The organism is Rhodophyticola sp. CCM32 (assembly GCF_004751985.1).
Taxonomy (GTDB): Bacteria; Pseudomonadota; Alphaproteobacteria; order Rhodobacterales; family Rhodobacteraceae; genus Rhodophyticola.
In genome coordinates, this window is sequence record NZ_CP038492.1 from 3,628,921 (window position 1) to 3,651,273 (window position 22,353).

The following is a 22,353-nucleotide window of genomic DNA, read 5'->3' on the forward strand; positions in this document are numbered from 1 at the left end:
GCAATGCCGAGCTGCCCATCAATTGGCTTGATCCGGCCTGCCGCCCCGTCTATATGCCCCCGGTGGTCCCTTGCGGACCCGACTCACACATCAAGAAACGCCGTGTCTGCCCATCTCGCTTCGGGGGCAGTTCCGGCCAAGGAGAAGCGATATGAAACTGCATGAACTCAGCGACAATCCCGGCGCCACCAAGAAAGCCAAACGCGTTGGTCGTGGGCCCGGTTCTGGCATCGGCAAGACCGCTGGCCGGGGGATCAAGGGGCAGAAATCCCGTTCAGGTGTGGCGATCAACGGGTATGAGGGCGGCCAGATGCCGCTTTACCAGCGTCTGCCCAAGCGTGGCTTCAACAAGCCGAACCGCAAGAAATTCGCTGTCGTCAATCTGGGCCTGATCGAGAAATTCGTCGAGGCCGGCAAGCTGGACGCCAAGAAAGACATCACCGAAGACACCCTGCTTGAAGCAGGTGTTATCCGGCGCAAGCTTGACGGGGTGCGCGTGCTGGCAAAGGGAGACGTGTCCTCCAAGCTGAAACTCACCGTCACCGGCGCGTCGAAAGCTGCCGTGGATGCGGTGGAAAAGGCGGGTGGCAGCCTGACTGTTGCCACGGCACCTGCGGCGGAATAACCCGCCCGCGCGCTGAGGACAGTATAGGCGCTTGTGAGGCGCGCGTTCGCCCCTTACATCTACGCCCAAGGTTTATATCCGCGCCGCGTGATCGACCTCCGATCCCGCGGCGCAATGCATAAGAGAGACAGCATGGCATCTGCGGCAGAGCAAATGGCAGCCAACATGAGCTGGAGCGCGCTTGGCAAAGCGACCGAGCTGCGACAGCGCATCCTGTTCACCCTGGGGCTTCTGATCATCTACCGGATCGGCACCTATATTCCCGTGCCGGGGATTGACGGGGTCCAGCTACAGCGCTTCTTTGAAGATGCGGGCGCCGGGCTGGGCGGTGTGTTGAACATGTTCACCGGCGGTGCCCTGTCGCGGATGGGCGTGTTTGCCCTGGGCATCATGCCCTATATCTCGGCCTCGATCATCGTGCAGCTGATGTCGGCCATGGTGCCGCAACTGGAAGCGCTGAAGAAAGAGGGTGAATCCGGTCGCAAGAAGCTGAACCAGTACACGCGCTACGGCACCGTGGTTCTGGCGACATTCCAGGCCTATGGCATCGCGGTCTCGCTGGAATCCGGCGGGCTGGTCACCGATCCGGGCCTGTTCTTCCGGGCGGCCTGCGTGATCACGCTGGTGGGCGGCACCATGTTCCTGATGTGGCTGGGTGAACAGATCACCGCGCGCGGGATCGGCAATGGTATCTCGCTGGTGATTTTCGTGGGCATCATTGCCGAGCTTCCGGTGGCCTTTGCCCAGTTCTTCGAACAGGGCCGTCAGGGCGCGCTGGCCACCCCGGTGATCCTTGGGGTGATCGCGATGCTTCTGGCGACGTTGACATTCGTGGTGTTCATGGAACGCTCTTTGCGCAAGATCCATATCCAGTATCCGCGCCGCCAGGTGGGGATGAAGGTCTATGATGGCGGCACCAGCCATCTGCCGATCAAGGTGAACCCGGCAGGTGTGATCCCGGCGATCTTTGCCTCATCGCTGCTGCTTCTGCCGACGACGCTCAGCGCCTTTTCGGGTACTGAAACCTCCGGCCCGGTGATGTCCTGGCTGCTGGCCAATTTCGGCCCCGGTCAGCCGCTTTACCTTCTGTTCTTTGTCTCAATGATCGTTTTCTTCACGTATTTCTATACGCTGAACGTGTCGTTCAAGACCGATGATGTGGCCGATAACCTGAAAAACCAGAACGGGTTTATCCCCGGCATCCGGCCCGGCAAAAGAACCTCGGAATATCTGGAATATGTGGTCAACCGTGTTCTGGTTCTGGGCGCCGGTTATCTGGCGCTGGTCTGTCTTCTGCCCGAAATTGTGCGGACGGAACTGGCGATCACGGCCTATTTCGGCGGCACCTCGATTCTGATTATTGTGTCGGTGGGGATGGATACGGTTCAGCAAATCCAGTCTCATCTGCTGGCCCATCAATATGAAGGGCTGATCGAAAAATCGCAGCTGCGCGGCAAGAAAAACCGCAGCGGCAGCGGACGGAAGGGACCTGCACGCAGATGAATATCATACTCCTGGGGCCGCCAGGCGCTGGCAAGGGCACACAAGCCCGCCGGTTGGTGGAAGATCGCGGCATGGTGCAGCTCAGCACCGGAGATATGCTGCGCGAGGCGCGAAGCTCAGGGACAGAAATGGGCCAGCGTGTTGCGGCCATCATGGATGCAGGCGAACTGGTCACCGACGAAATCGTGATCGGCCTGATTGAAGAGAAACTGCTGGGCGATATCGGTGGCGGGGTGATCTTTGACGGGTTCCCGCGCACGCTGGGCCAGGCGGATGCATTGGCCGATTTGCTGGAACTCAAGGGTCAGGCCCTTGATCATGTTGTGGCGATGGAGGTGAATGACGAGGCGCTGGTGGCGCGGATCACCGCACGGTCCACCTGCGGCAATTGCGGCGAGGTCTATAACGACATCACAAAGCCGATCCCGGCGGATGGCAAATGCACCAATTGCGGCGCATCCGATTTCAAACGCCGGGCCGATGACAATGAGGAAAGCCTCAGAACCCGGCTGATGGAATATTACAAAAAGACCTCCCCCCTGGTCGGCTATTATCATGCCAAAGGGCAGCTGCGCTGGGTTCCGGGCCTGGGCGAGATTGACGAGGTTGCCGGAGAGATCGCCACGGTGCTTGACTACAGCATGCTGCCTTAAACCTGAGACATCGCGCATCACAAATGTCCCGGGAACGCGAAGCGTGGCAGGGTATTTGTGATTCAAGTTTCAGGCAGGGTGCTTTAGTCTCACCTTAGCTCTCTTCCCGATTGACGCTGCATATTTCTGCGTGCAACAGTTTCCCTGCTAATTAAGCCAGGAGAACAGATATGGTAGTCGGTAGTAATCTTAAATGCGAATTCTCTCTGAGTGAAGCAATCGGCCAGTTGATCATCTGGATATTGCTTGCGATCATCACGTTCGGCTTGGCGCTGTTTGTACTGCCCTACTATTTCGTGAAGGCACCAATTAACCGTACATTTGTCGTTGATCGTGACGGGACCAAGCTTGCACGCCTGAATGTTGAGGTCAGTTTCAGTGACATTCTGGGCCATGCGCTGGTCTGGTTGTTGCTGACCATCGTGACCTTCGGTCTGGCCTATCTCGTTTATTGGCCTGCGGTGATCAAACGAGTGCTGAATGCGAGCAAGATGGTTGAGCTTTAGAACCCGGCCAAAGCATCAGTTTTTGCGAAACGCAAAGAGCGTCAGTCGAAACAGGAACACCTCTTGACGCCTGCATGAAATGATCTTAATTGCAGGCCTTCCCTCGGGAATCAAATGGGTATGGGCGCCTGCCGGGCACCCCGATACACCCGACCAGATATGACAGGGCCCGCAGGACCACATCCTCGGGCCTTATGTTGTGAAAAAAGGTTCTGGCATCACGGAACCGCAACGAAGAAGGATAAAGATACGTGGCACGTATTGCCGGGGTGAACATCCCCACCGCCAAGCGCGTCCCAATCGCGCTGACCTATATCACAGGCATCGGACATAACTCAGCCGCGCAGATCTGCGAAGCTGTCGGCATCGACACCGCGCGCCGGGTCAATGAATTGTCGGATGCGGAAGTTCTGCAAATCCGTGAACATATCGACGCGAATTTCACCGTTGAGGGTGATTTGCGCCGGGACACGCAGATGAACATCAAACGTCTGATGGATCTGGGCTGCTATCGCGGTCTGCGCCATCGCCGTAACCTGCCCGTGCGCGGTCAGCGGACCCATACCAACGCACGCACCCGCAAAGGCCCCGCAAAGGCCATTGCCGGTAAGAAGAAGTAGGGGGCAGATCAATGGCACGCGACAAGACACGGACCAAGAAAAAAGAGCGTAAGAATATTGCCGCAGGTGTGGCGCATGTGAACAGCTCGTTCAACAACACCAAGATTCTGATCTCGGATGTGCAGGGCAATGCGATTGCCTGGTCCTCGGCGGGGACCATGGGCTTCAAGGGCTCGCGCAAATCCACGCCTTATGCGGCGCAGATGGCGGCGGAAGATGCCGGCAAGAAAGCGCAGGAACATGGTGTGAAAACCCTTGAGGTTGAGGTTCAGGGCCCCGGTTCGGGCCGCGAATCCGCGTTGCGCGCGCTGGCCGCTGTCGGGTTTTCGATCACCTCGATCCGCGACGTGACGCCGATGGCCCATAATGGCTGCCGCCCACCAAAGCGCCGCCGCGTTTAAGACATGATTTATCCGTGACGAGCTGCGGTATTTGCGCGTGGCTCGTTACCGTCATTTTTGATCCTCGAGCGTTCGGGGCCACGGATCCAGGCCCTGAACAAGAATGGAGGCGACACCATGATCCATAAAAACTGGCAAGAGCTTATCAAGCCCACGCAACTGGTCGTGAACCCGGGCAATGAACCCGCACGTCAGGCAACCGTTGTGGCCGAACCACTGGAGCGGGGCTTTGGCCTGACGCTTGGCAACGCCTTGCGCCGCGTGCTGATGAGCTCGCTGCAGGGGGCGTCGATCACCAGCGTGCAGATCGACAATGTGCTGCATGAGTTTTCCTCGATCGCCGGTGTGCGGGAAGACGTCACCGATGTGGTTCTGAACCTCAAGGGCGTGGCGATCCGCATGGAAACCGACGGCCCGAAACGCGTGTCGATCTCGGCCAAGGGCCCGAAGGTTGTGACCGCGGGCGATATCTCGGAATCCGCAGGCATCGAAGTGCTCAACAAAGAGCATGTGATCTGCCATCTGGATGAAGGCGCGGACCTCTATGTGGAACTGACCATCAGCACCGGCAAAGGCTATGTCGCGGCAGATAAGAACCGCCCCGAGGATGCACCGATCGGCCTGATCCCGATTGATGCGATCTATTCGCCGGTCAAGAAGGTCAGCTATGACGTGCAGCCGACCCGTGAGGGCCAGGTGCTGGATTACGACAAGCTGACCCTGAAGCTGGAAACCGACGGATCGGTTACGCCTGACGATGCGGTGGCCTATGCCGCGCGGATCATCCAGGACCAGTTGTCGATCTTCGTGAATTTCGACGAGCCGGAAAGCGCCAGCCGTCAGGATGATGAGGATGATCTGGAATTCAACCCGCTGCTGCTGAAGAAAGTGGATGAGCTGGAACTGTCGGTGCGTTCGGCGAACTGCCTGAAGAACGACAATATCGTTTATATCGGGGATCTGATCCAGAAAACCGAGGCCGAGATGCTGCGGACCCCGAATTTTGGCCGCAAATCCCTGAACGAGATCAAGGAAGTTCTGTCAGGCATGGGGCTGCATCTTGGTATGGATATCATCGACTGGCCGCCCGACAATATCGAAGATCTGGCCAAGAAATACGAAGACAATTTCTGAAACGCGGCAATCGCGCTTCAGGCCTTTGAATGCCCGCATGGATGCGGGGAAAATCCGGGCATAGACGCCCCAAGGAGAGGGCCCCGCACGCATGGGGCCCCGGACAAAGTATAAAACGGAGTAAATGACATGCGTCACGCACGAGGCTACCGCCGCCTGAATCGCACCCATGAGCACCGCAAGGCGCTGTTTGCGAATATGGCCGGCTCGCTCATCGAACATGAGCAGATCAAAACCACCCTGCCGAAAGCCAAAGAGCTGCGGCGGATTGTCGAAAAGCTGATCACGCTTGCCAAACGCGGCGATCTGCATGCCCGTCGTCAGGCGGCCGCACAGCTCAAGCAGGATGCCTATGTGGCAAAACTGTTCGAGGTTCTGGGCCCGCGCTATGCCGAACGTCAGGGCGGTTATGTCCGGGTTCTGAAGGCGGGTTTCCGTTTCGGTGATATGGCGCCGATGGCGATCATCGAATTCGTGGATCGGGATGTGGATGCAAAGGGCGCCGGTGATCGCGCCCGTATCGAGGCCGAGGAGGCCCTGGAAGATCAGGGCTGATCACAAGAGCCGCATTTTCGACACAGTTTCAGAAAAACGAAACCCCGCCGATTGGTGGGGTTTCTTTGTATTATGATAGTTTTTTCGCCTGATTGTCTTTGATTGCCGCATCAATCAAACGTTCCAATTCCTCGTCTGCAACCGGCGTTTCGCCCAAAAATTCAAGAAGATCATCGCGAACAGGCTTTGGTAATTTCATTAACCGGGCAAAAATTTCCGGGTTAATCTTTTCCGACATGCAGCATGACCTCTGATAGGAGAATCAGAGTTTATGGTTGACCGCGTTCCTGGCAACCTGTCTAAAAAGACATGTCTTTTCGTCGGTTCCATGTCAAAAACACCTGCCCTCGACTTACTCTTGCATGAGCTCGCTTTGGCGACTCCGGGTGGTTATGCAATCGGCCTTCACATTCGATATGTGGCGCCGCTGATCATGGTGAATACCTACCCGGAGGAATGGCAGGAAATTTACACAGCCAAGGTTTATGGCCTTCGCGATCCGACACTTGCATGGGGGCTGAGCCATACGGGGGTTCGCCGATGGACAGAGATTGGCCTGCCGGATCCGTTCGGGATTCTGAAAGAGGCTGCCGAATATGGAATGCATTTCGGGATGATCTGCGCAATCGGCCCCTTGTCGTCGCGCACCATCGCCGGGGCAACACGGTTTGATCGCGAATATACACAGGAGGAAATGGAACATGTCCACAGGATCGTGCAGCGCATGCATGATCTCTCTGTGCCGCCCACGAAACTCTCAAAGGCGCAGATAGAAGCGTTAAGATGTATCGCGGATGGGGACCGCCATGCAGCTGCCGCCGCCAGACTTAAGATATCCGAAAGTGCTTTCAAGGCGCGTCTCACCTCTGCCCGTCAGAAGCTTATGGCCCGGACAACGGCCGAGGCTGTCCAGCGGGCAAAAGAATACGGATTGATCTGAGGGATAGGACATTGGCAGGCTGCTGAGCGTTTCCGCGGTGAAGGTTTTTTTAACCAGAGCCACAGGAGGCCAACCTATGCAGGCAACGACACTCTCTTTCAACAACATGCACAATTATGGAGAGTTGTTCGCAAATATGTTACGTGCTCGTCATTCGACGTTCATTGACCATATGCATTGGGATCTTCCGAGTGCGGATGGAATGGAATTCGATCAGTATGATACCCCACAAAGCCGTTGGGTATGTGTGCATGAAATGGGAAAAGTTCTGGCGGGGGTGCGGTTGACGCCCACCATCGCGCGATGTGGAATTTATTCTTATATGGTGCGCGACGCGCAACGGGGGCTGTTAGATGCGATACCCTCCAATCTGCTTTATGAAGAAGCACCGATTGCGCCGCATATTTGGGACGCGAACAGGTTATTCGTCGTCGATGGTGTCAGCACGGAAATCCGGCGCGAAGTTCAGATGTCGCTGATGGGGCATATGGTACGGTCCGCGCGGGCATTGGGGGCGACAACGCTTCTGGGGCTTCTGCCCATCGGCATCCCGCGATTGGGCCGCCGTCTGGGTATTCAAATGGAAGCGGGGGGGCCGATGATGAAGATCGGCGGCATATCCCACCGGTGCTATTTCGTGTCGATGGCCTCGAAGATGCACTGACATGGCCATTCTCTCCGGATGGGGCCCATAACAACCATGGGCAGGCTGCCTGCGCCTGCCCGCCGTTTTCCTGTTGCAGGCCCGTTTTCCATCGAAAGCGCGCGCCTGTCCCCACCGGCATGACCGCAGCTTTCGATATGTCCTGTTTCAGATGAAACGCAAAAGGCTGTAGACAGGGGATATGGCCGATTTGTTTGATACAACCTCTGCACCGCCAGATGCATCCGCCGCCGGTCCGCGCCCCCTGGCCGACCGGCTGCGCCCGCAATCCCTGTCCGAGGTGATCGGCCAGACCCATCTGATGGGCCCCGAGGGCAGTTTGCGGGTCATGCTGGACAGTGGTGCCCTGTCATCGCTGGTCTTCTGGGGTCCGCCCGGGGTGGGCAAGACCACAATCGCCCGGTTGCTGGCGGCGGAAACCGATCTGCATTTTGTGCAGGTCAGCGCTATTTTCACCGGCGTGCCGGAACTGCGCAAAGTGTTCGAGGCCGCCAAGCTGCGCCATGCCAACGGGCGCGGCACGCTTCTGTTCGTGGATGAGATTCACCGTTTCAACAAGGCGCAGCAGGACGGGTTCCTGCCGCATATGGAAGACGGGACAATCCTGCTGGTCGGGGCCACAACCGAAAACCCGTCCTTTGAACTGAATGCGGCCCTGCTCAGCCGGGCCCAGGTTCTGGTACTGGAGCGGCTGAATGACGAGGATCTGGAGCAGCTTCTGGCCCGGGCCGAGGCGGTGCTGGATCATAAGCTGCCGCTGACGAAAGAGGCCCGCATGGCCCTGCGCGAGATGGCGGATGGGGATGGCCGGGCGCTGTTGAACCTGGCCGAACAGGTTGCCGCCTGGACGCCGGAGGCCCCGCTGGACATTGCCGCCCTCGGGGCGCGCCTGTCCCGCCGAGCTGCGCAATACGACAAATCCGGCGATGCCCATTACAATCTGATCTCTGCCCTGCATAAATCCGTGCGCGGGTCTGACCCGGATGCCAGTCTCTATTGGCTGGCCCGGATGCTGGAAGGTGGCGAAGACCCGCGCTATCTGGCCCGCCGGATCACCCGGATGGCTGTCGAGGATATCGGCCTGGCCGAGCCACAGGCGCAACGGGTCTGTCTGGATGCCTGGGAAACCTATGAGCGTCTCGGCTCCCCCGAGGGGGAACTGGCGCTGGCGCAGGCGGTGGTGTACCTGGCCCTGGCGCCAAAATCGAACGCGGCCTATACCGCCTATAAAGATGCCCGCAAATCGGCGAAATCCACCGGGTCAAAGCCGCCGCCGAAACATATCCTGAACGCGCCCACCGGGCTGATGAAAGATCAGGGTTATGGTGCGGGTTATGATTATGACCATGATGCCGAAGACGGGTTTTCCGGGCAGGCCTATTTTCCCGATGGTATGGGCCGGGCACAATTCTATCAGCCGGTCCAGCGCGGGTTCGAGCGCGAGCTTGCCAAACGTCTTGCCTATTTCAACAAGCTGCGCGCGGACCGCCAGCACAGTTGACAAGCCGCGCCCAAGCGCCGAAACCCCGCCCATGATGACAGCAGTTTTTCAGGTGGCCCTTGGCGGCGCGGCGGGGGCGGTTTTGCGCTATCTGACCGGTCTGGGCATGGTGCGTATGCTGGGGCATACAGGGTTTCCCTATGGGGTGATCACGGTGAATATCATCGGCTCGTTTCTGATCGGCGCCTTTGTGGGTGTCGCGGCACAACGGGGGCTGACCCATCTGTCGCCTCTGGTGATGACCGGGTTTCTGGGCGGCTTCACCACCTTCTCGGCCTTCTCGCTTGAGGCGGTGACGCTTTATGAACGGGGTGAGGTGATGTCGGCCGCGATTTATGTTCTGGCATCGGTGATCCTGTCCGTCGGAGCCCTGTTTCTGGGCCTCTGGCTGGCACGCGGTGTCATTGCATGAGCGGTGTGCAGACCCTTGAAGTGGCCGCTGGCGATGGCGACCAGCGGCTGGACCGCTGGTTTCGCCGCCAGTTTCCGCAGATCAGCCAGGGCCGGATCGAAAAGATGTGCCGCAAGGGCGAGATCAGGCTTGATGGCGGTCGGGTGAAACCTGCGACCCGGGTTGCCGCCGGGCAGATGGTGCGCGTGCCGCCCCTGCCGGATCAGGCCGCACCTCAACCGATCACGCCCCGCAGCACCGTGTCCGAAGCGGATGCCGAGATGATCCGCGCGGCGGTTCTGTACCGGGATGATCACCTGATCGCGCTGAACAAACCCCCCGGCCTGCCCAGCCAGGGCGGCAGCAAACAGACCCGCCATGTGGACGGTCTGGCCGAGGCGTTGCGCTTTGGCCTGGAAGACAAACCGCGGCTGGTGCACCGGCTGGACAAGGACACCTCGGGCATTTTGCTGCTGGCGCGGACCCGTCAGGCCGCCGCCGCCCTGACCAAGGCCTTTCGGGCGCGCGATACGCGCAAGATCTATTGGGCGGCTGTCGCCGGCGCGCCCCTGCCACGCATGGGCACGATCAAATTCGGGCTGGTGAAGGCGCCGGGCCATGGCATGGGCGGAGAGGGCGAAAAGATGCACTGCCTGCACCCCGATCAGGCCGACAGCACGCCGGATGCGAAACGCGCCACAACCGATTATGCGGTGCTCAGCAATCTGGGCGGTCGCGCGGCCTGGGTTGCACTGGTGCCTGTCACCGGGCGCACCCATCAGTTGCGCGCCCATATGGCCGAGATCGGGCATCCGGTGATCGGCGATGGCAAATATGGTGGTTCGGGTCAGGAAAACCTTGGCGATGGCTGGGGCGCGCAACTGGGTGGAGAGATCAGCCGGAAACTGCATCTTCATGCGCGCTCATTGTCTCTGACCCATCCGGTCACCGGCGCCCGCCTGAACCTGACAGCGCCTTTGCCGGATCATATGGCGCGCAGTTGGGACACTCTGGGCTGGTTTGCAAATGACGTGCCCGCCGATCCGTTTGATGAGGATACGTGGTGAGCGCAGGCACCCTGAAACTGATCATCTTCGATGTGGATGGCACCCTGGTCGACAGCCAGGCGCATATTCTGGCCTCGATGGAGGGCGCCTTTGACGCGATGGGCCTGCCCGCCCCGGATCGGGCGGCAACCCTGTCGATTGTCGGTCTGTCCCTGCCGCAGGCGATGATGCGGCTGATCCCGGATGCCTCCGAGGCCGTCAGAACGCAGCTTGTGGAGGCCTATAAAAGCCGCTTTGCCCAGTTGCGCCAGACAGGGGATGGCCGGGCCTTGTCGCCGCTATATCCCGGTGCGATGGCGGGTTTGCAGGCTCTGGCCGCGCAGGAGGAGGTGTTTCTGGGCATCGCCACCGGAAAATCCCGGCGCGGTCTGGACCATCTGTTTGAAATACACGGGATCGGGCCGCTGTTTCATACGGTGCAGGTGGCCGATGATCACCCGTCAAAACCGCATCCCTCAATGGTGCTGACCTGTTTGAGGGAGACAGGTGTCGCCCCGGAACACGCCGTCATTCTGGGTGACACCACCTATGATATCGAGATGGGCCGCGCCGGCGGCATTCACGCCATTGGCGTTGACTGGGGGTATCACCCGAGTACGACACTGACCGGGGCGGGGGCGGCAACGATCCTGTCGGATTTCACAGAGCTTCCCCCGGCACTGGACCAGCTTTGGGGCCGGGGATGAGCGAATGGGCCGCAAAGAGGTTCTGGGACAAGGCCGAGGTGTCAGAGGCCGGGGCCGGGTTTCAGGTCACCCTGGATGCGCGCCCCCTGCGCACGCCGTTCAAATCGGCCCTCATTCTGCCGACACGCGCCATGGCGCGCGCTGTGGCTGGGGAATGGGGCGCCCAGGGCGAACAGGTTGATCCGCTCAGCATGCCGGTCACCCGCTCGGCCAACTCCGCCATCGACAAGGTGGCCCCGCAACACGCGGCGGTGGCGGCGATGCTAGCGGGGTATGCCGAAACCGATCTGCTTTGCCACCGGGCCGGCACGCCAGAGGGGCTGGTGCAGCGCCAGACCAAGGGGTGGGACCCGGTGCTGGACTGGGCCGCGCGTATCTATCATGCACCGCTGATCCCGACCGAAGGTGTGCTGCCGGTCGGCCAGCCGGAAGACAGTTTGACGATCTATGGCAATGCGGTCTCGGAATTGCGCCCTTTCTCGCTGACCGGCTTTCACGATCTGGTCACATTATCGGGGTCTTTGATCCTCGCATTGGCGGTGCATAAGGGGCAGATCACCGTGCAAGAAGCCTGGTCCTTGTCGCGAATCGATGAATCCTGGCAGATTGAACAATGGGGTAAAGACGATGAAGCGACGGAATTTGCGGCCCGGAAGAAAGATGAATTTTTTCATGCTGCCCGCTTTCTGAAACTGTCAGACGGGGCGTGATTGCGCTAATGTCATATAACCATATGTGATGCTTAGCATTTGGGCATCTTATAAAGTTACGGCCCGGGAAATGACCTGACCTAACGGAAACCAAGGTTCTCACTCTTGACCTGTTGCGACATATTTGCCCAATTAAGAGGCGATGAAGAGCGTAAAAATTCTTCATAAACTACGCCAGGGAAATCCTGGCATCGGAAACTGTCAACAAAGGCAGTCCATCAGGAAGAGGTTAAAAATGAATAAATCCGTACTTCTCGGCACTTTGGCCATCGCTGGCCTCGCCGCAGCAGCCGGTTCCGCGCAAACCCTGGACGAGGTCCGGGCGCGGGGCAGCCTGAACTGCGGCGTATCAACCGGTCTGGTTGGTTTTGCCGCTCCCGACGCCAGTGGCGAGTGGGAAGGCTTTGACGTCGCTATTTGCCGCGCTGTTGCTGCTGCCATCTTTGACGATCCGACGGCTGTAAGCTTTGTGCCCACCACCGGTCAGACACGCTTTACGGCGCTGGCATCCGGCGAAGTGGACATGCTGGCCCGGAACACAACCTGGACCTTCAGCCGCGATGTTGACCTGCGATTCGAATTCGTGGGCGTCAACTATTACGATGGTCAGGGCTTCATGGTTCCGCGTGATCTGGGCGTGGCCTCGGCCATGGAACTGGACGGCGCGACCGTCTGCATCCAGACCGGCACCACGACAGAACTGAACCTGGCTGATTTCTTCAGCTCGAACGGCATGAGCTATGAGCCGGTGCCGATCGAAACCAACGCCGAAGCGCAGCAGCAGTATCTGGCTGGCGCCTGTGACGTTTACACCACCGATGCATCGGGTCTGGCTGCCACGCGCGCCACATTCGAAGATCCTGATGCCCATGTGGTTCTGCCTGAGATCATTTCGAAAGAGCCGCTTGGTCCTCTGGTCCGTCACGGTGACAACGAATGGGGCGACCTTGTTCGGTGGACATTGAACGCGCTGATCTCGGCGGAAGAGCTGGGCATCACCTCGACCAATGTGTCGGAACTGGCAGCCGGAACCGATAATCCTGAAATCAATCGTATTCTCGGGACCGAAGGCGATCTGGGGGCCATGCTTGGCCTCGAGGCGGACTGGGCCATGAACGCGATTGCAGCCGTCGGCAACTATGGCGAGCTGTTTGAGGAAAACATCGGCGCGTCGACCCCGATTGGTCTGTCGCGCGGGTTGAACGCACAATGGACCGATGGCGGCCTGCTCTACAGCCCGCCGTTCCGGTGACATAATCTACGAAGGGCGCGGGTCATCCCGCGCCCTTCGTTTATCTGGAAGCGCAAAGACCGAACCGGGCAGAAACCGATAGGTATTCTGCTAAAGAGTTCGGCTATCCAACAGTTGCAGGGGTGCACGATATGGCAACGATGACGGAACCGCCTACCGAGTCTTTCCGAATAAGTCAGTTGATCTACGATACCCGCTACCGATCCATGACGATTCAGGTTGTGGCATTTATTCTGATCATGCTGTCGCTGGCCTGGCTGGTGAACAACACGATCCAGAATCTGGCAGATCTGGGCAAGGATTTCGATTTCGGATTTCTCAGTTCCCGTGCCGGCTATGACATCAACCAGCGTCTGATCGCCTATACAAATGACAGCACCCATGGCCAGGCGGCCCTGGTCGGTATCCTGAACACGCTTCTGGTGGCGTTTCTGGGCTGTGTGCTGGCAACGATCCTTGGGGTTATCGCCGGTGTCTTGCGGCTGTCCCAAAACTGGATCGTCGGCCGCCTGATGACGGTTTATGTCGAAGGGTTCCGCAATATTCCGCTGCTGCTCTGGATCATCGTGATTTTCGCGGTGATGACCGAAAGCACACCGCAACCAAGGGATTTCAGGGGCGATAACCCGGATGCCAGCATGTTGCTGTTTGACAGTGTCGCAGTCACCAACCGGGGGGTGTTCATACCTGCCCCGGTCTGGGGGAATGGCTCTGCCATTCTGATAGCAATTTTTGTGGCCTCTCTGGTGGCGATATGGGCCTTCCGCCGCTATGCGCGCAAGCGCCAGGAACAGACCGGGGATATCCTGCCGGTGTTCTGGGTGTCGCTTGGCCTGTTCTTTGTGCCGGTTGTGCTGTTCTATTTCATTCTGGGCCGTCCGGTGAGCCTGGAATACCCGGAACTGACCGGGTTCAATTTCACCGGCGGCACGCATCTCAGAAACTCGCTGATCGCGCTGTGGATTGCGTTGTCTCTCTACACCGGGGCTTTCATCGCTGAAATCGTGCGCGCGGGTATTCTGGCCGTCAGCAAAGGCCAGACCGAGGCCGCCTTTGCCCTGGGTATCCAGCCAAGCCGAACGATGAACCTGGTGATCCTGCCGCAGGCGCTGCGCGTCATCATTCCGCCGCTGATCTCGCAATATCTCAACCTGACCAAAAACTCGTCGCTGGCAATCGCGGTGGGGTATATGGATGTCCGCTCCACCCTTGGGGGGATCACCATCAACCAGACCGGGCGAGAACTGGAAGGGATGATGCTTCTTGGCCTGTTCTATCTGATCACATCCCTGGTGATCGCGGGCGTCATGAACATCTACAACAATTCCGTCAAGCTGAAGGAGCGTTGATATGAGTGATCATCATGCACAAACCGTCAGCTATGTCCGCGATACCATGCTGCCGGAGAAAGAGCCCCCGGTCACCCAAAGGGGCGTATATAAATGGGTGCGGGAAAACCTGTTTTCCGGTTGGTTGAATTCCGCGCTGACATTGATTTCCCTGGCTTTTGTATATTGGGTTCTGGCCCATACGCTTGGCTGGATCGTCTATGGTATCTGGGATGCCGGGTCGCTGACAGAATGCCGCGCGATCCGCGATGAGCTTTATGGCGACGGGGCCAGTGTGGCCTGCTGGGCGGTGATTTCCGACCGGTGGGATCAGCTTTTGTTCGGCTTCTACCCGTCGGATGCCTATTGGAGGCCGCTTCTGGCCATTGCCGTCTTTGGCATTGGTCTTGCACCGGTTCTGTTCGACACCGTGCCGCGCAAACTGCTTTTGTTCACAGCGCTGGCACCGTTCATCTGCTACTGGCTGCTGTGGGGCGGGTCGCTTTGGGGGCCGGTTGCTGTTGCGGCGGGGTTTGTTCTGGGCTGGGCCATTCTGACATACGGTCAGGAGATGGCCGGCGCCCTGACGGCAACCCTGGGCGCGATTGTGGTGCCGATCCTGTACTGGCTGTTTCTGGCCGGGCCTCTGGCCGGCGTGCTGCACAATATCCTGCCTCTGGGGATCGAATATATCGCCTCTGACCAGTTTGGCGGCTTCCTGTTGGCGGTTGTTATCGGGGCGTCGGGGATTGTGCTGTCCTTCCCGCTTGGCATCGTTCTGGCACTTGGACGACAGTCGAATCTGTTCATCCTGAACCGGTTCAGCGTGATCTTTATCGAAACGATCCGGGGGGTTCCCCTGATCGTGTGGCTGTTTACCGCGCAACTGTTGCTGAACTACTTCCTGCCACGGGGGACGAATTTCGACCTGCTGCTGAGGGTGATCATCATGGTGACCCTGTTTTCCTCGGCCTATATCGCCGAGGTGATCCGGGGTGGGTTGGCGGCATTGCCACGGGGCCAATATGAAGGCGCGGACAGTCTGGGCCTGAATTACTGGCAATCCATGCAGCTGATCATTCTGCCCCAGGCTCTGAAAATCTCGATCCCCGGGATCGTCAGCAGTTTCATCGGTCTGTTCAAGGATACCGTCCTTGTGGTGTTCATCGGCCTGCTGGACCCGATCGGCTTTTCCAATGCGATCCGTGCCAGCACCGACTGGAACGGCATCTACTGGGAATTGTTCATCTTCATTGGGCTGTGCTTCTTCATCAGCTGCTTCTCAATGTCCCGTTATTCGCAATGGCTGGAGCGCAAGCTTCGCACTGACCACCGTTAAGGAGACGTCCCTATGACTGACGCGCAAACTTCCCCTGCCGTCGACCGCGAGATCGACCGCTCGAAAATGGCTGTCTCTGACGAGGTGGCAATTGAAATCCAGGGTATGAACAAATGGTACGGCACCTTCCACGTGCTGCGTGACATCGACCTGACGGTCAATCAGGGCGAACGTATCGTCGTCTGCGGCCCGTCAGGCTCGGGCAAATCCACCCTGATCCGCTGTATCAACGCGCTGGAAGAACATCAGCAGGGTTCGATCACGGTGGACGGCACGCTTTTGTCCAATGACCTGAAGAATATCGACAAGATCCGGTCCGAGGTCGGGATGTGCTTTCAGCATTTCAACCTGTTCCCGCATCTGACGATTCTGGAAAACTGCACGCTGGCCCCGATCTGGGTGCGCAAGACCCCCAAGAAAGAGGCTGAGGAAACGGCGATGTATTTCCTCAACAAGGTCAAGATCCCGGAACAGGCCGACAAATACCCCGGCCAGTTGTCAGGCGGTCAGCAGCAGCGGGTCGCCATCGCGCGCTCCTTGTGCATGCGGCCCCGGATCATGCTGTTTGACGAACCGACCTCGGCGCTTGACCCTGAGATGATCAAGGAGGTTCTGGATACGATGATCCAGCTGGCCGAAGAAGGCATGACGATGATCTGTGTGACCCATGAGATGGGCTTTGCCCGCCAGGTCGCCAACCGGGTGATCTTCATGGATGCAGGCCAGATTGTCGAACAGAACGAACCCGAAGAGTTCTTCAACAATCCCAAAAGTGAACGGACACAATTGTTCCTCAGCCAGATTCTGGGTCACTGAAACAGGTCGCGGAATACCCGAGATCCAAAGCATGCTGCCTTACACCTGAGACATCGCGCATCACAAATGTCCCGAGAACGCGAAGCGTGGCAGGGTATTTGTGATTCAAGTTTAAGGCAGGGTGCTTTAAAGCATCGCAAAAGCCCGAAGAAAGCCAATACGTGGCAGGGCTTTTGCGGTTTGTGGGGTTACACGCTGATGGCCGGAATTCTGCAGAATTCCACATGGAAAACTGGAGTTTTCCACCCCTGCGGCGCTCCGCCGTAAACGCGCATCTACTCTCACGGAAAGGCGAAACGCTTCAAAGATCCCGCGGGGTCACGAAGCCCAGAACCCGGCCCTGTCCGGCTGTAACCTGATCCCAGCTTTGCACATCAAACCCCAGAACCAGACAGGCGCCGGTCGGGTAGCTCTCGAATTTCGGATGCGCGGGGGGCCTGTCGCATAGCGACCAGGCCAGACTGCCGATGCCCGGGTTATGGCCGATGATCGCCAGCGCCGTGCCCTCTGCCGTGTGGGTCTGTGCCAGTATGGTAGAGGCATCGGCATGATAGAGTGTTTGGGTGAAGCGTATTTCGGGCGGATCGTTGAACCGGCTCTTGATCCCGCTGCATGTTTCCTGTGTCCGCCGGGCGGTGGAGCAGATCACGGTTTGCGGAACAAACCCCTCCGCCCGCAGCCAGCCGCCGATCTTCGGGGCCGCCCGGCGCCCCCTGTCGTTCAGCGGGCGGTCATGATCCACCTGAAGCGGATCCTCCCAGTCGGATTTCGCGTGGCGGATCAGGATCAGGGTCAGGCTCATGGGTGAAAACTTCTCATATGAAAGGCCGATTGTTCGGGCAGACGATCATAGGACTGGCTGACCGGGCAGGCGCGGCGCACATCGCAGCCCCGGGTCATGCAGGCCGTGCCCGGGGCGGTGTCAAGGTATCGGTGGCAGGTGTCGGTGTCATAGCCATCCGATGTCAGCGCATTGACCGGGCAGGCGGTCAGGCAGGGTTTGGCGCAGGTCTCACAAGGGGGTGGCGGCGGCTCTGGCAGGTCGATCTGCTCGGTCAGGGCCAGGGCCCCGCGATAGGACAGCATCAGCCCGGCGGTATCATGGACCAGAATGCTGACCGGGCTGACCCAGGCGCGGCCTGTCCGCCCGGCCCAGCGGATGAAAGGCGCATAGGGTGGTCCGCCAAAGGGAAACTGCGCCTTGGCGCCCAGATCACAGGCCAGATGCCCGATCACCCGGCGCGACCAACGGTCCATCGGGTCGGGTTTGCCATCAGCGAATTCCGGTTCAGATGTCACATGCGCCCAGAATCCCGGTTCATCGGGCCCAAGCAGCAGCAGCGTCCCGGTGCCTTCGGGCGCGCAATCTTCGGGACGCGGATGGAAACCGCCGAAAATACCGAGATGCTGAACACGGATAATCTGGGAGAGTGCGGCATAATCCATACCCTCACCCTGTCCGGCATAGGGCAGGGGCGCAAGCGTCAGACGCGGATTATGCTGCCTGCCCCGTGATCTGTGAACAGTTCCAGCAGCACCGCATTGGCCACGCGCCCATCGACGATGGAACAGGCCCGCACGCCGGCACGCACCGCCTCCAGCGCGGTCTGCGTCTTGGGGATCATCCCGCCCGCGATCACGCCCGCCTCTGTCATCTCTTCGACCTCGGCGGCGGATAATTCGGTCACGACCTCCCCGGCGGCGTTTTTCACCCCCGAGACATCGGTCAGAAGCAGCAACCGGTCAGCCTTCAGCGCGGCGGCAATCGCGCCTGCGGCGATATCGCCATTGATGTTGAAGGTCTCCCCCGCCCGCCCGGTTCCGATCGGGGCAATCACCGGGATCATCTCGGCCTCGAAAAGCTGCTCCAGAATGCCCAGATTGATCTCGGCGGGCTGGCCCACAAAACCCAGATCCGGGTGCGCCTGATCACAGACAATCATATCCGCATCCTTGCCCGACAGGCCCACGGCCTTGCCACCGGCGGCATTGACCGCCTGCACGATGCGCTTGTTGACCTGACCGGAAAGCACCATCTCGACCACATCGACCGTTTGTTCATCGGTCACGCGCTGGCCATGCAGAAACACCGTTTCAACCCCAAGCCGGGCCAGCAGATCGTTGATCATCGGCCCGCCGCCATGCACCACCACCGGGTTGATACCCACCGTGCGCATCAGCATCACATCACGGGCGAAACTGGCCATGCCATCGTCGCTGCCCATGGCGTGACCGCCCAGTTTGATCACCACAATCGCCCCGGCATAGCGTTGCAGATAGGGCAGCGCCTCGTTCAATGTGCGGGCTGTGGCGACGTAATCACGGGTCATGGCGGTCTGTGTCTTCATTGCGGCTCTGGTCTTGGGGTTGCGCCTTGTTACGGGCGCGCCGTGTTTGAGGCAAGCGCGGGGCTCAGTCAATCCTGGCGATGATGCTGCGCAGCCCGGCAATCCCGTCGCCTTTTTCAGAAGATGTCAGCACCAGTTCAGGAAAAGCCGCAGGGTGTTTCGACAAGGCGCGGCGGACCTGCGCCAGCATTGCATCGCGATCCCTGTCTTTCACCTTGTCAGCCTTGGTGAGGACCACCTGAAAGGTCACGGCGGCCTTGTCCAGAAGGCCCATGATCTCTTCATCCACCGGTTTCACCCCATGGCGGGCGTCGATCAGCACAAAGGCCCGGCGCAGGGTCGCGCGCCCGGTCAGATAGGCTTTGAGCAGCCGCTGCCATTTCTCGACCACGGCAACCGGCGCATTGGCGAAGCCATAGCCGGGCAGATCCACCAGATAATGGCTGTCGGCGAGGGTGAAAAAGTTGATTTCCTGCGTCCGCCCCGGCGTGTTCGAGGCCCGGGCCAGCGATTTGCGGCCGGTCAGCGCATTGATCAAGGTGGATTTCCCCACATTGGACCGGCCCGCGAAACACAGTTCTACCCGGTCGGCAACCGGCATGCCGTCCATCGCGACGACACCTTTCAGGAAATCCGCGCCCCCCGCGAACAGCTTGCGCCCAAGCTCGGTTGTGGCGTCATCGGGGGTTTCGGCCAATGGGAAGGGCAGGGTACTCACGCGGTGACCTCAACCGTGTCGCCAAGGGCGATATCGCCGCCCCGGGTCACGCGTGCATAGACCCCGAAATTCGTATGGCCCCATCCGTCCTGCAACGCGTCCAGGGTGTTGGCATCGCGCTGTCCGGTCTCGGGGTTGGCCTCGGTCGCGCGGCAACGTCCGATGGGCTCCACCACATCCATGGCGGTGGTGCCGATATGCAGGGTTTTGCCGATCAGATCGAACTCTTCCCAGGGGGCCAGCCCTTCCAGCCACAGATTGCCGCGAAACCGGCGCGGGTCGAGCTGTTGACCGATCTTCTGGGACAGGGCGCGCAGCGAGGACAGGTTCAGCACCGAGACCGACGGGAAGGGCGCATCGCTCATCCCCTGGGGCGGGGCCGCGACCAGTGCCACCGGCGCGGGCCGGGTGTCGGGATAGATCGGGCCAAGCCAGGCGATCAGATCGCTGGCATCCCCTGACGGGTCAACGGTCAGATCGGGCCGCTCCGGGTGGCTGAGATGGATTTGGTTTCCCTCAACCCGCGCGGTGACAGCCATCAGGCCCGGGCCTTTCGCTCCGCGCAGGAAATTGCGGCAGGAACTCCAGCCGCCATCGAACACAGCCCCCTCCTGCAACACGGCCCAGGCCCGGTCAAGCGGCAGAGGGCGATCAGCGCTGAGCGTCACCTGATCCAGGGTTTCGGCACCGATGCCTTTGATCGGATGACGCCAGATATGGGCCAGACGCGGGGTCATTTCTTTTCGGGCTTCGACCGGCTCAGGCTGGACCTGATATTGCCGAACACATCGGGTTTGAAACCCTGGGATCGCATGATCGAATATTGCTGGGCAAAGGTGACCGTGTTGTTGGTGATCCAATAGACCAGCAGACCGCTGGCGAAGCTGCCAAGCATGAACATGAAGACCCAGGGCAGATAGGCAAAGATCATCGCCTGTGTCGGATCGGTGGGTGCCGGGTTCAGCTTTTGCTGCAACCACATGGAGACACCCAGAAGCAGCGGCAGGATGCCGATGAAAAGCAGTGCCATGATCGTGCCCGGTTCCGGCGGGGCCCAGGGCAGCAACCCGAACGCGTTGTAGATTGACGAGGAATCCGGCGCCGACAGGTCGTTCAGCCAGCCGAAGAACGGCGCCTGACGCAGTTCCAGCGTGACGAAGATCACCTTGTAGAGGGAAAAGAAGATCGGAATTTGCAGAAGGATCGGCAAACAGCCCGAGGCCGGGTTCACCTTGTTCTTCTTATACAGTTCCATCATCCCCTGTTGCAGTTTCTGCCGGTCTTCCCCGGCCTTTTCCTTCAGCGCTTCCATTTCCGGCTGAAGCTCTTTCATCCGGGCCATCGAGACATAGGATTTGAAGGCCAGCGGCAGCAAAGCCCCCTTGATGATCAGCGTCAGCGCGATGATCGCGAGGCCCATATTGCCGATCAGCCCGTGCAGCGTGTGCAGCAGCCAGAAAATGGGTTTCGTCAGGAAATAGAACCAGCCCCAGTCGATGGAATCGAGGAAACGCACAATACCGCCCTCGTTCTGGTAATTGCGGATGGTTTCCCATTCCTTCGCACCGGCGAAAAGCTGGGTCGTGATCTCGACGGTTTCTCCGGGTGCGGCGCTCATCGTCGGCAGGCGGGCCTCGGTCTGGTAGATATCGCTGGCGGGCACATATCGGGTGACCGAGCTGAAGGGCTGCTCCTGACCGGGGATCAGGGTGGTCATCCAGTATTTGTCGGTAAAGCCGATCCAGCCGTTTTCGGTGACATCGACCACATCCGCCGGGGTGCCCTCGCGCTGCACGAAATCCAGATCGGGCATGTCGTCATAGGCAATTTCGTCCAGCGAGCCATCGACCTTGCGCACCACCCCTTCATGCAGGATGAAGAAGTTCTGCAAATCCGAGGGCAGGCCATGGCGCGCGACGATGCCGTAAGGGGCCATGCGGGCAATCGTATCGGTTGTGTTCTCGACCGATTGGCTGATGGCGAACATGAAATTGTCGTCAATCTCGATATGGCGGCGGAACACAAGGCCATTGCCATTCGCCCAGACCAGGGAAACGGGGCTGTCGGGGGTCAGGATGTCACCGCTTTCGATCTGCCATTCGGTATTGGCGCCGGGCACATCATCAAAGCCCAGATCCCCCGCCGGGGCCCATCCGTAAAGGGCATAATACGCCTCGGCCTCGCCCACCGGCGACAGAAGCGTGACCGTCGGGCTGTCATCTTCCAGGGTCTCGGAATAATTGTTCAGCGACAGATCGTCGATGCGCCCTCCAATCAGCGAGATGGAGCCGGAGACGGATGGCGTCTCGATGGTGATCCGCTCGGCCTCGGCCAGAACATCGGCACGGGTTTCCGCGTCACTGGCCAGTTGCGGCGTGTCACCGCCCGTGGCCACGGGCGGGGCCAGGGCAATCGCGTTGCCTTCGTCATCCACAACCGTGGCGGCGGGGGTGTTCGGGTCGGTGATCTGTGGATCGGGCGGCGGGAACAGAACGAACCAGATCAGTATCACCAGAAAGCTCAACGCCGTCGCAAGGATCAGGTTTCTGTTCTGATCGTTCATTGTCGCAGACCACCCCTTTGTTGAAGTCACCGA

General features: G+C 59.5%; 26 protein-coding genes. 19 read left to right on the plus strand and 7 right to left on the minus strand.

Features of this window, described 5'->3' with window-relative positions; genetic code table 11:
- The first annotated feature begins 151 nt into the window (after window positions 1–151).
- From rplO to rplQ, 8 genes are all read left to right on the plus strand, one after another.
- Window positions 152–625, plus strand: coding sequence for a 50S ribosomal protein L15 (gene rplO, locus E2K80_RS17800; RefSeq protein WP_135376216.1), 474 nt, complete (start codon window positions 152–154; stop codon window positions 623–625).
- A 132-nt stretch (window positions 626–757) separates the two neighbouring features.
- A complete protein-coding gene (gene secY, locus E2K80_RS17805) occupies window positions 758–2,128 on the plus strand; it encodes a preprotein translocase subunit SecY (RefSeq protein ID WP_135376217.1) in 1,371 nt (456 codons plus the stop codon).
- Window positions 2,125–2,781 (plus strand): adenylate kinase, encoded by a 657-nt coding sequence (locus E2K80_RS17810; RefSeq protein ID WP_135376218.1) that lies wholly within the window; start codon window positions 2,125–2,127, stop codon window positions 2,779–2,781. The genes secY and E2K80_RS17810 overlap by 4 nt, the downstream gene beginning before the upstream one ends.
- Before the next feature lie 170 nt (window positions 2,782–2,951).
- Complete coding sequence (locus tag E2K80_RS17815) at window positions 2,952–3,287, plus strand: DUF6693 family protein (protein ID WP_135376219.1); 336 nt, start codon at window positions 2,952–2,954, stop codon at window positions 3,285–3,287.
- Window positions 3,288–3,538: 251 nt separating this feature from the next.
- Entirely contained in the window at window positions 3,539–3,907 is a 369-nt protein-coding gene (rpsM, locus tag E2K80_RS17820; protein ID WP_135376220.1) for a 30S ribosomal protein S13, read from the plus strand.
- Between the two features lie 11 nt (window positions 3,908–3,918).
- Window positions 3,919–4,308, plus strand: a complete 390-nt coding sequence (rpsK, locus tag E2K80_RS17825; RefSeq protein ID WP_135376221.1) for a 30S ribosomal protein S11 — start codon at window positions 3,919–3,921, stop codon at window positions 4,306–4,308.
- A 117-nt stretch (window positions 4,309–4,425) separates the two neighbouring features.
- The gene (locus E2K80_RS17830) at window positions 4,426–5,442 is read left to right on the plus strand and encodes a DNA-directed RNA polymerase subunit alpha (protein ID WP_135376222.1); all 1,017 of its coding nucleotides are present in this window, start codon (window positions 4,426–4,428) and stop codon (window positions 5,440–5,442) included.
- Window positions 5,443–5,571: 129 nt separating this feature from the next.
- Window positions 5,572–5,997 (plus strand): 50S ribosomal protein L17, encoded by a 426-nt coding sequence (gene rplQ, locus E2K80_RS17835; RefSeq protein ID WP_135376223.1) that lies wholly within the window; start codon window positions 5,572–5,574, stop codon window positions 5,995–5,997.
- A 70-nt stretch (window positions 5,998–6,067) separates the two neighbouring features.
- Here the strand turns inward: rplQ and E2K80_RS19220 are convergent, their stop codons facing one another.
- On the minus strand, window positions 6,068–6,235 hold the full coding sequence (locus E2K80_RS19220; protein ID WP_168193233.1) for a hypothetical protein: 168 nt from the start codon (window positions 6,233–6,235) through the stop codon (window positions 6,068–6,070).
- A 90-nt stretch (window positions 6,236–6,325) separates the two neighbouring features.
- Between E2K80_RS19220 and E2K80_RS17840 the strand changes: the two genes are divergently transcribed.
- The 11 genes from E2K80_RS17840 (at window position 6,326) to E2K80_RS17890 (ending at window position 16,691) form a co-directional block, all read left to right on the plus strand.
- Window positions 6,326–6,937 (plus strand): helix-turn-helix transcriptional regulator, encoded by a 612-nt coding sequence (locus E2K80_RS17840; protein WP_135376224.1) that lies wholly within the window; start codon window positions 6,326–6,328, stop codon window positions 6,935–6,937.
- Window positions 6,938–7,013: 76 nt separating this feature from the next.
- On the plus strand, window positions 7,014–7,601 hold the full coding sequence (locus E2K80_RS17845; protein ID WP_135376225.1) for an acyl-homoserine-lactone synthase: 588 nt from the start codon (window positions 7,014–7,016) through the stop codon (window positions 7,599–7,601).
- A gap of 181 nt (window positions 7,602–7,782) precedes the next feature.
- The gene (locus E2K80_RS17850) at window positions 7,783–9,102 is read left to right on the plus strand and encodes a replication-associated recombination protein A (protein WP_135376226.1); all 1,320 of its coding nucleotides are present in this window, start codon (window positions 7,783–7,785) and stop codon (window positions 9,100–9,102) included.
- Between the two features lie 31 nt (window positions 9,103–9,133).
- Window positions 9,134–9,514, plus strand: a complete 381-nt coding sequence (gene crcB / locus E2K80_RS17855; RefSeq protein WP_135376227.1) for a fluoride efflux transporter CrcB — start codon at window positions 9,134–9,136, stop codon at window positions 9,512–9,514.
- Window positions 9,511–10,560, plus strand: a complete 1,050-nt coding sequence (locus tag E2K80_RS17860) for an RluA family pseudouridine synthase (RefSeq protein ID WP_135376228.1) — start codon at window positions 9,511–9,513, stop codon at window positions 10,558–10,560. The genes crcB and E2K80_RS17860 overlap by 4 nt, the downstream gene beginning before the upstream one ends.
- Window positions 10,557–11,246 carry an HAD-IA family hydrolase gene (locus tag E2K80_RS17865; protein ID WP_168193234.1) on the plus strand — a complete coding sequence of 230 codons (690 nt, stop codon included), beginning with the start codon at window positions 10,557–10,559 and terminating at the stop codon, window positions 11,244–11,246. Before E2K80_RS17860 ends, E2K80_RS17865 begins: the two co-directional genes overlap by 4 nt.
- Window positions 11,243–11,956, plus strand: a complete 714-nt coding sequence (locus tag E2K80_RS17870; RefSeq protein WP_135376229.1) for an ATP12 family chaperone protein — start codon at window positions 11,243–11,245, stop codon at window positions 11,954–11,956. The genes E2K80_RS17865 and E2K80_RS17870 overlap by 4 nt, the downstream gene beginning before the upstream one ends.
- A 235-nt stretch (window positions 11,957–12,191) precedes the next feature.
- Window positions 12,192–13,208: an amino acid ABC transporter substrate-binding protein gene (locus E2K80_RS17875; RefSeq protein WP_135376230.1), complete on the plus strand. Its 1,017-nt coding sequence runs from the start codon at window positions 12,192–12,194 to the stop codon at window positions 13,206–13,208.
- 131 nt (window positions 13,209–13,339) lie between these two features.
- Window positions 13,340–14,557: an amino acid ABC transporter permease gene (locus E2K80_RS17880; RefSeq protein WP_135376231.1), complete on the plus strand. Its 1,218-nt coding sequence runs from the start codon at window positions 13,340–13,342 to the stop codon at window positions 14,555–14,557.
- A 1-nt stretch (window position 14,558) separates the two neighbouring features.
- Window positions 14,559–15,875, plus strand: coding sequence for an amino acid ABC transporter permease (locus E2K80_RS17885; RefSeq protein WP_135376232.1), 1,317 nt, complete (start codon window positions 14,559–14,561; stop codon window positions 15,873–15,875).
- A gap of 12 nt (window positions 15,876–15,887) precedes the next feature.
- Entirely contained in the window at window positions 15,888–16,691 is an 804-nt protein-coding gene (locus E2K80_RS17890; RefSeq protein WP_135376233.1) for an amino acid ABC transporter ATP-binding protein, read from the plus strand.
- Between the two features lie 301 nt (window positions 16,692–16,992).
- On the opposite strand, the gene E2K80_RS17895 is transcribed toward E2K80_RS17890, so the two are convergent.
- From E2K80_RS17895 to yidC, 6 genes are all read right to left on the minus strand, one after another.
- The gene (locus tag E2K80_RS17895; protein WP_135376234.1) at window positions 16,993–17,493 is read right to left on the minus strand and encodes a SixA phosphatase family protein; all 501 of its coding nucleotides are present in this window, start codon (window positions 17,491–17,493) and stop codon (window positions 16,993–16,995) included.
- A complete protein-coding gene (locus E2K80_RS17900) occupies window positions 17,490–18,137 on the minus strand; it encodes a ferredoxin (protein WP_135376235.1) in 648 nt (215 codons plus the stop codon). Before E2K80_RS17900 ends, E2K80_RS17895 begins: the two co-directional genes overlap by 4 nt.
- A gap of 38 nt (window positions 18,138–18,175) precedes the next feature.
- The gene (gene argB / locus E2K80_RS17905; protein WP_135376236.1) at window positions 18,176–19,039 is read right to left on the minus strand and encodes an acetylglutamate kinase; all 864 of its coding nucleotides are present in this window, start codon (window positions 19,037–19,039) and stop codon (window positions 18,176–18,178) included.
- A 64-nt stretch (window positions 19,040–19,103) separates the two neighbouring features.
- The gene (yihA, locus tag E2K80_RS17910) at window positions 19,104–19,757 is read right to left on the minus strand and encodes a ribosome biogenesis GTP-binding protein YihA/YsxC (RefSeq protein ID WP_135376237.1); all 654 of its coding nucleotides are present in this window, start codon (window positions 19,755–19,757) and stop codon (window positions 19,104–19,106) included.
- Window positions 19,754–20,494: an MOSC domain-containing protein gene (locus E2K80_RS17915; RefSeq protein WP_135376238.1), complete on the minus strand. Its 741-nt coding sequence runs from the start codon at window positions 20,492–20,494 to the stop codon at window positions 19,754–19,756. The genes yihA and E2K80_RS17915 overlap by 4 nt, the downstream gene beginning before the upstream one ends.
- Complete coding sequence (gene yidC, locus E2K80_RS17920) at window positions 20,491–22,320, minus strand: membrane protein insertase YidC (protein ID WP_135376239.1); 1,830 nt, start codon at window positions 22,318–22,320, stop codon at window positions 20,491–20,493. Before yidC ends, E2K80_RS17915 begins: the two co-directional genes overlap by 4 nt.
- Window positions 22,321–22,353: the final 33 nt, after the last annotated feature.

Excerpts from the sequence above, each read along its gene's own strand:
- rplO (WP_135376216.1), top strand. The coding sequence starts at position 152 with ATGAAACTGCATGAACTCAGCGACAATCCCGGCGCCACCAAGAAAGCC.
- secY (WP_135376217.1), top strand. The coding sequence starts at position 758 with ATGGCATCTGCGGCAGAGCAAATGGCAGCCAACATGAGCTGGAGCGCG.
- E2K80_RS17810 (WP_135376218.1), top strand. The coding sequence starts at position 2,125 with ATGAATATCATACTCCTGGGGCCGCCAGGCGCTGGCAAGGGCACACAA.
- E2K80_RS17815 (WP_135376219.1), top strand. The coding sequence starts at position 2,952 with ATGGTAGTCGGTAGTAATCTTAAATGCGAATTCTCTCTGAGTGAAGCA.
- rpsK (WP_135376221.1), top strand. The coding sequence starts at position 3,919 with ATGGCACGCGACAAGACACGGACCAAGAAAAAAGAGCGTAAGAATATT.
- E2K80_RS17830 (WP_135376222.1), top strand. The coding sequence starts at position 4,426 with ATGATCCATAAAAACTGGCAAGAGCTTATCAAGCCCACGCAACTGGTC.
- rplQ (WP_135376223.1), top strand. The coding sequence starts at position 5,572 with ATGCGTCACGCACGAGGCTACCGCCGCCTGAATCGCACCCATGAGCAC.
- E2K80_RS19220 (WP_168193233.1), bottom strand. The coding sequence starts at position 6,235 with ATGTCGGAAAAGATTAACCCGGAAATTTTTGCCCGGTTAATGAAATTA.
- E2K80_RS17840 (WP_135376224.1), top strand. The coding sequence starts at position 6,326 with ATGTCAAAAACACCTGCCCTCGACTTACTCTTGCATGAGCTCGCTTTG.
- E2K80_RS17845 (WP_135376225.1), top strand. The coding sequence starts at position 7,014 with ATGCAGGCAACGACACTCTCTTTCAACAACATGCACAATTATGGAGAG.
- E2K80_RS17850 (WP_135376226.1), top strand. The coding sequence starts at position 7,783 with ATGGCCGATTTGTTTGATACAACCTCTGCACCGCCAGATGCATCCGCC.
- crcB (WP_135376227.1), top strand. The coding sequence starts at position 9,134 with ATGATGACAGCAGTTTTTCAGGTGGCCCTTGGCGGCGCGGCGGGGGCG.
- E2K80_RS17860 (WP_135376228.1), top strand. The coding sequence starts at position 9,511 with ATGAGCGGTGTGCAGACCCTTGAAGTGGCCGCTGGCGATGGCGACCAG.
- E2K80_RS17870 (WP_135376229.1), top strand. The coding sequence starts at position 11,243 with ATGAGCGAATGGGCCGCAAAGAGGTTCTGGGACAAGGCCGAGGTGTCA.
- E2K80_RS17875 (WP_135376230.1), top strand. The coding sequence starts at position 12,192 with ATGAATAAATCCGTACTTCTCGGCACTTTGGCCATCGCTGGCCTCGCC.
- E2K80_RS17880 (WP_135376231.1), top strand. The coding sequence starts at position 13,340 with ATGGCAACGATGACGGAACCGCCTACCGAGTCTTTCCGAATAAGTCAG.
- E2K80_RS17885 (WP_135376232.1), top strand. The coding sequence starts at position 14,559 with ATGAGTGATCATCATGCACAAACCGTCAGCTATGTCCGCGATACCATG.
- E2K80_RS17890 (WP_135376233.1), top strand. The coding sequence starts at position 15,888 with ATGACTGACGCGCAAACTTCCCCTGCCGTCGACCGCGAGATCGACCGC.
- E2K80_RS17895 (WP_135376234.1), bottom strand. The coding sequence starts at position 17,493 with ATGAGCCTGACCCTGATCCTGATCCGCCACGCGAAATCCGACTGGGAG.
- E2K80_RS17900 (WP_135376235.1), bottom strand. The coding sequence starts at position 18,137 with ATGGATTATGCCGCACTCTCCCAGATTATCCGTGTTCAGCATCTCGGT.
- argB (WP_135376236.1), bottom strand. The coding sequence starts at position 19,039 with ATGAAGACACAGACCGCCATGACCCGTGATTACGTCGCCACAGCCCGC.
- E2K80_RS17915 (WP_135376238.1), bottom strand. The coding sequence starts at position 20,494 with ATGACCCCGCGTCTGGCCCATATCTGGCGTCATCCGATCAAAGGCATC.
- yidC (WP_135376239.1), bottom strand. The coding sequence starts at position 22,320 with ATGAACGATCAGAACAGAAACCTGATCCTTGCGACGGCGTTGAGCTTT.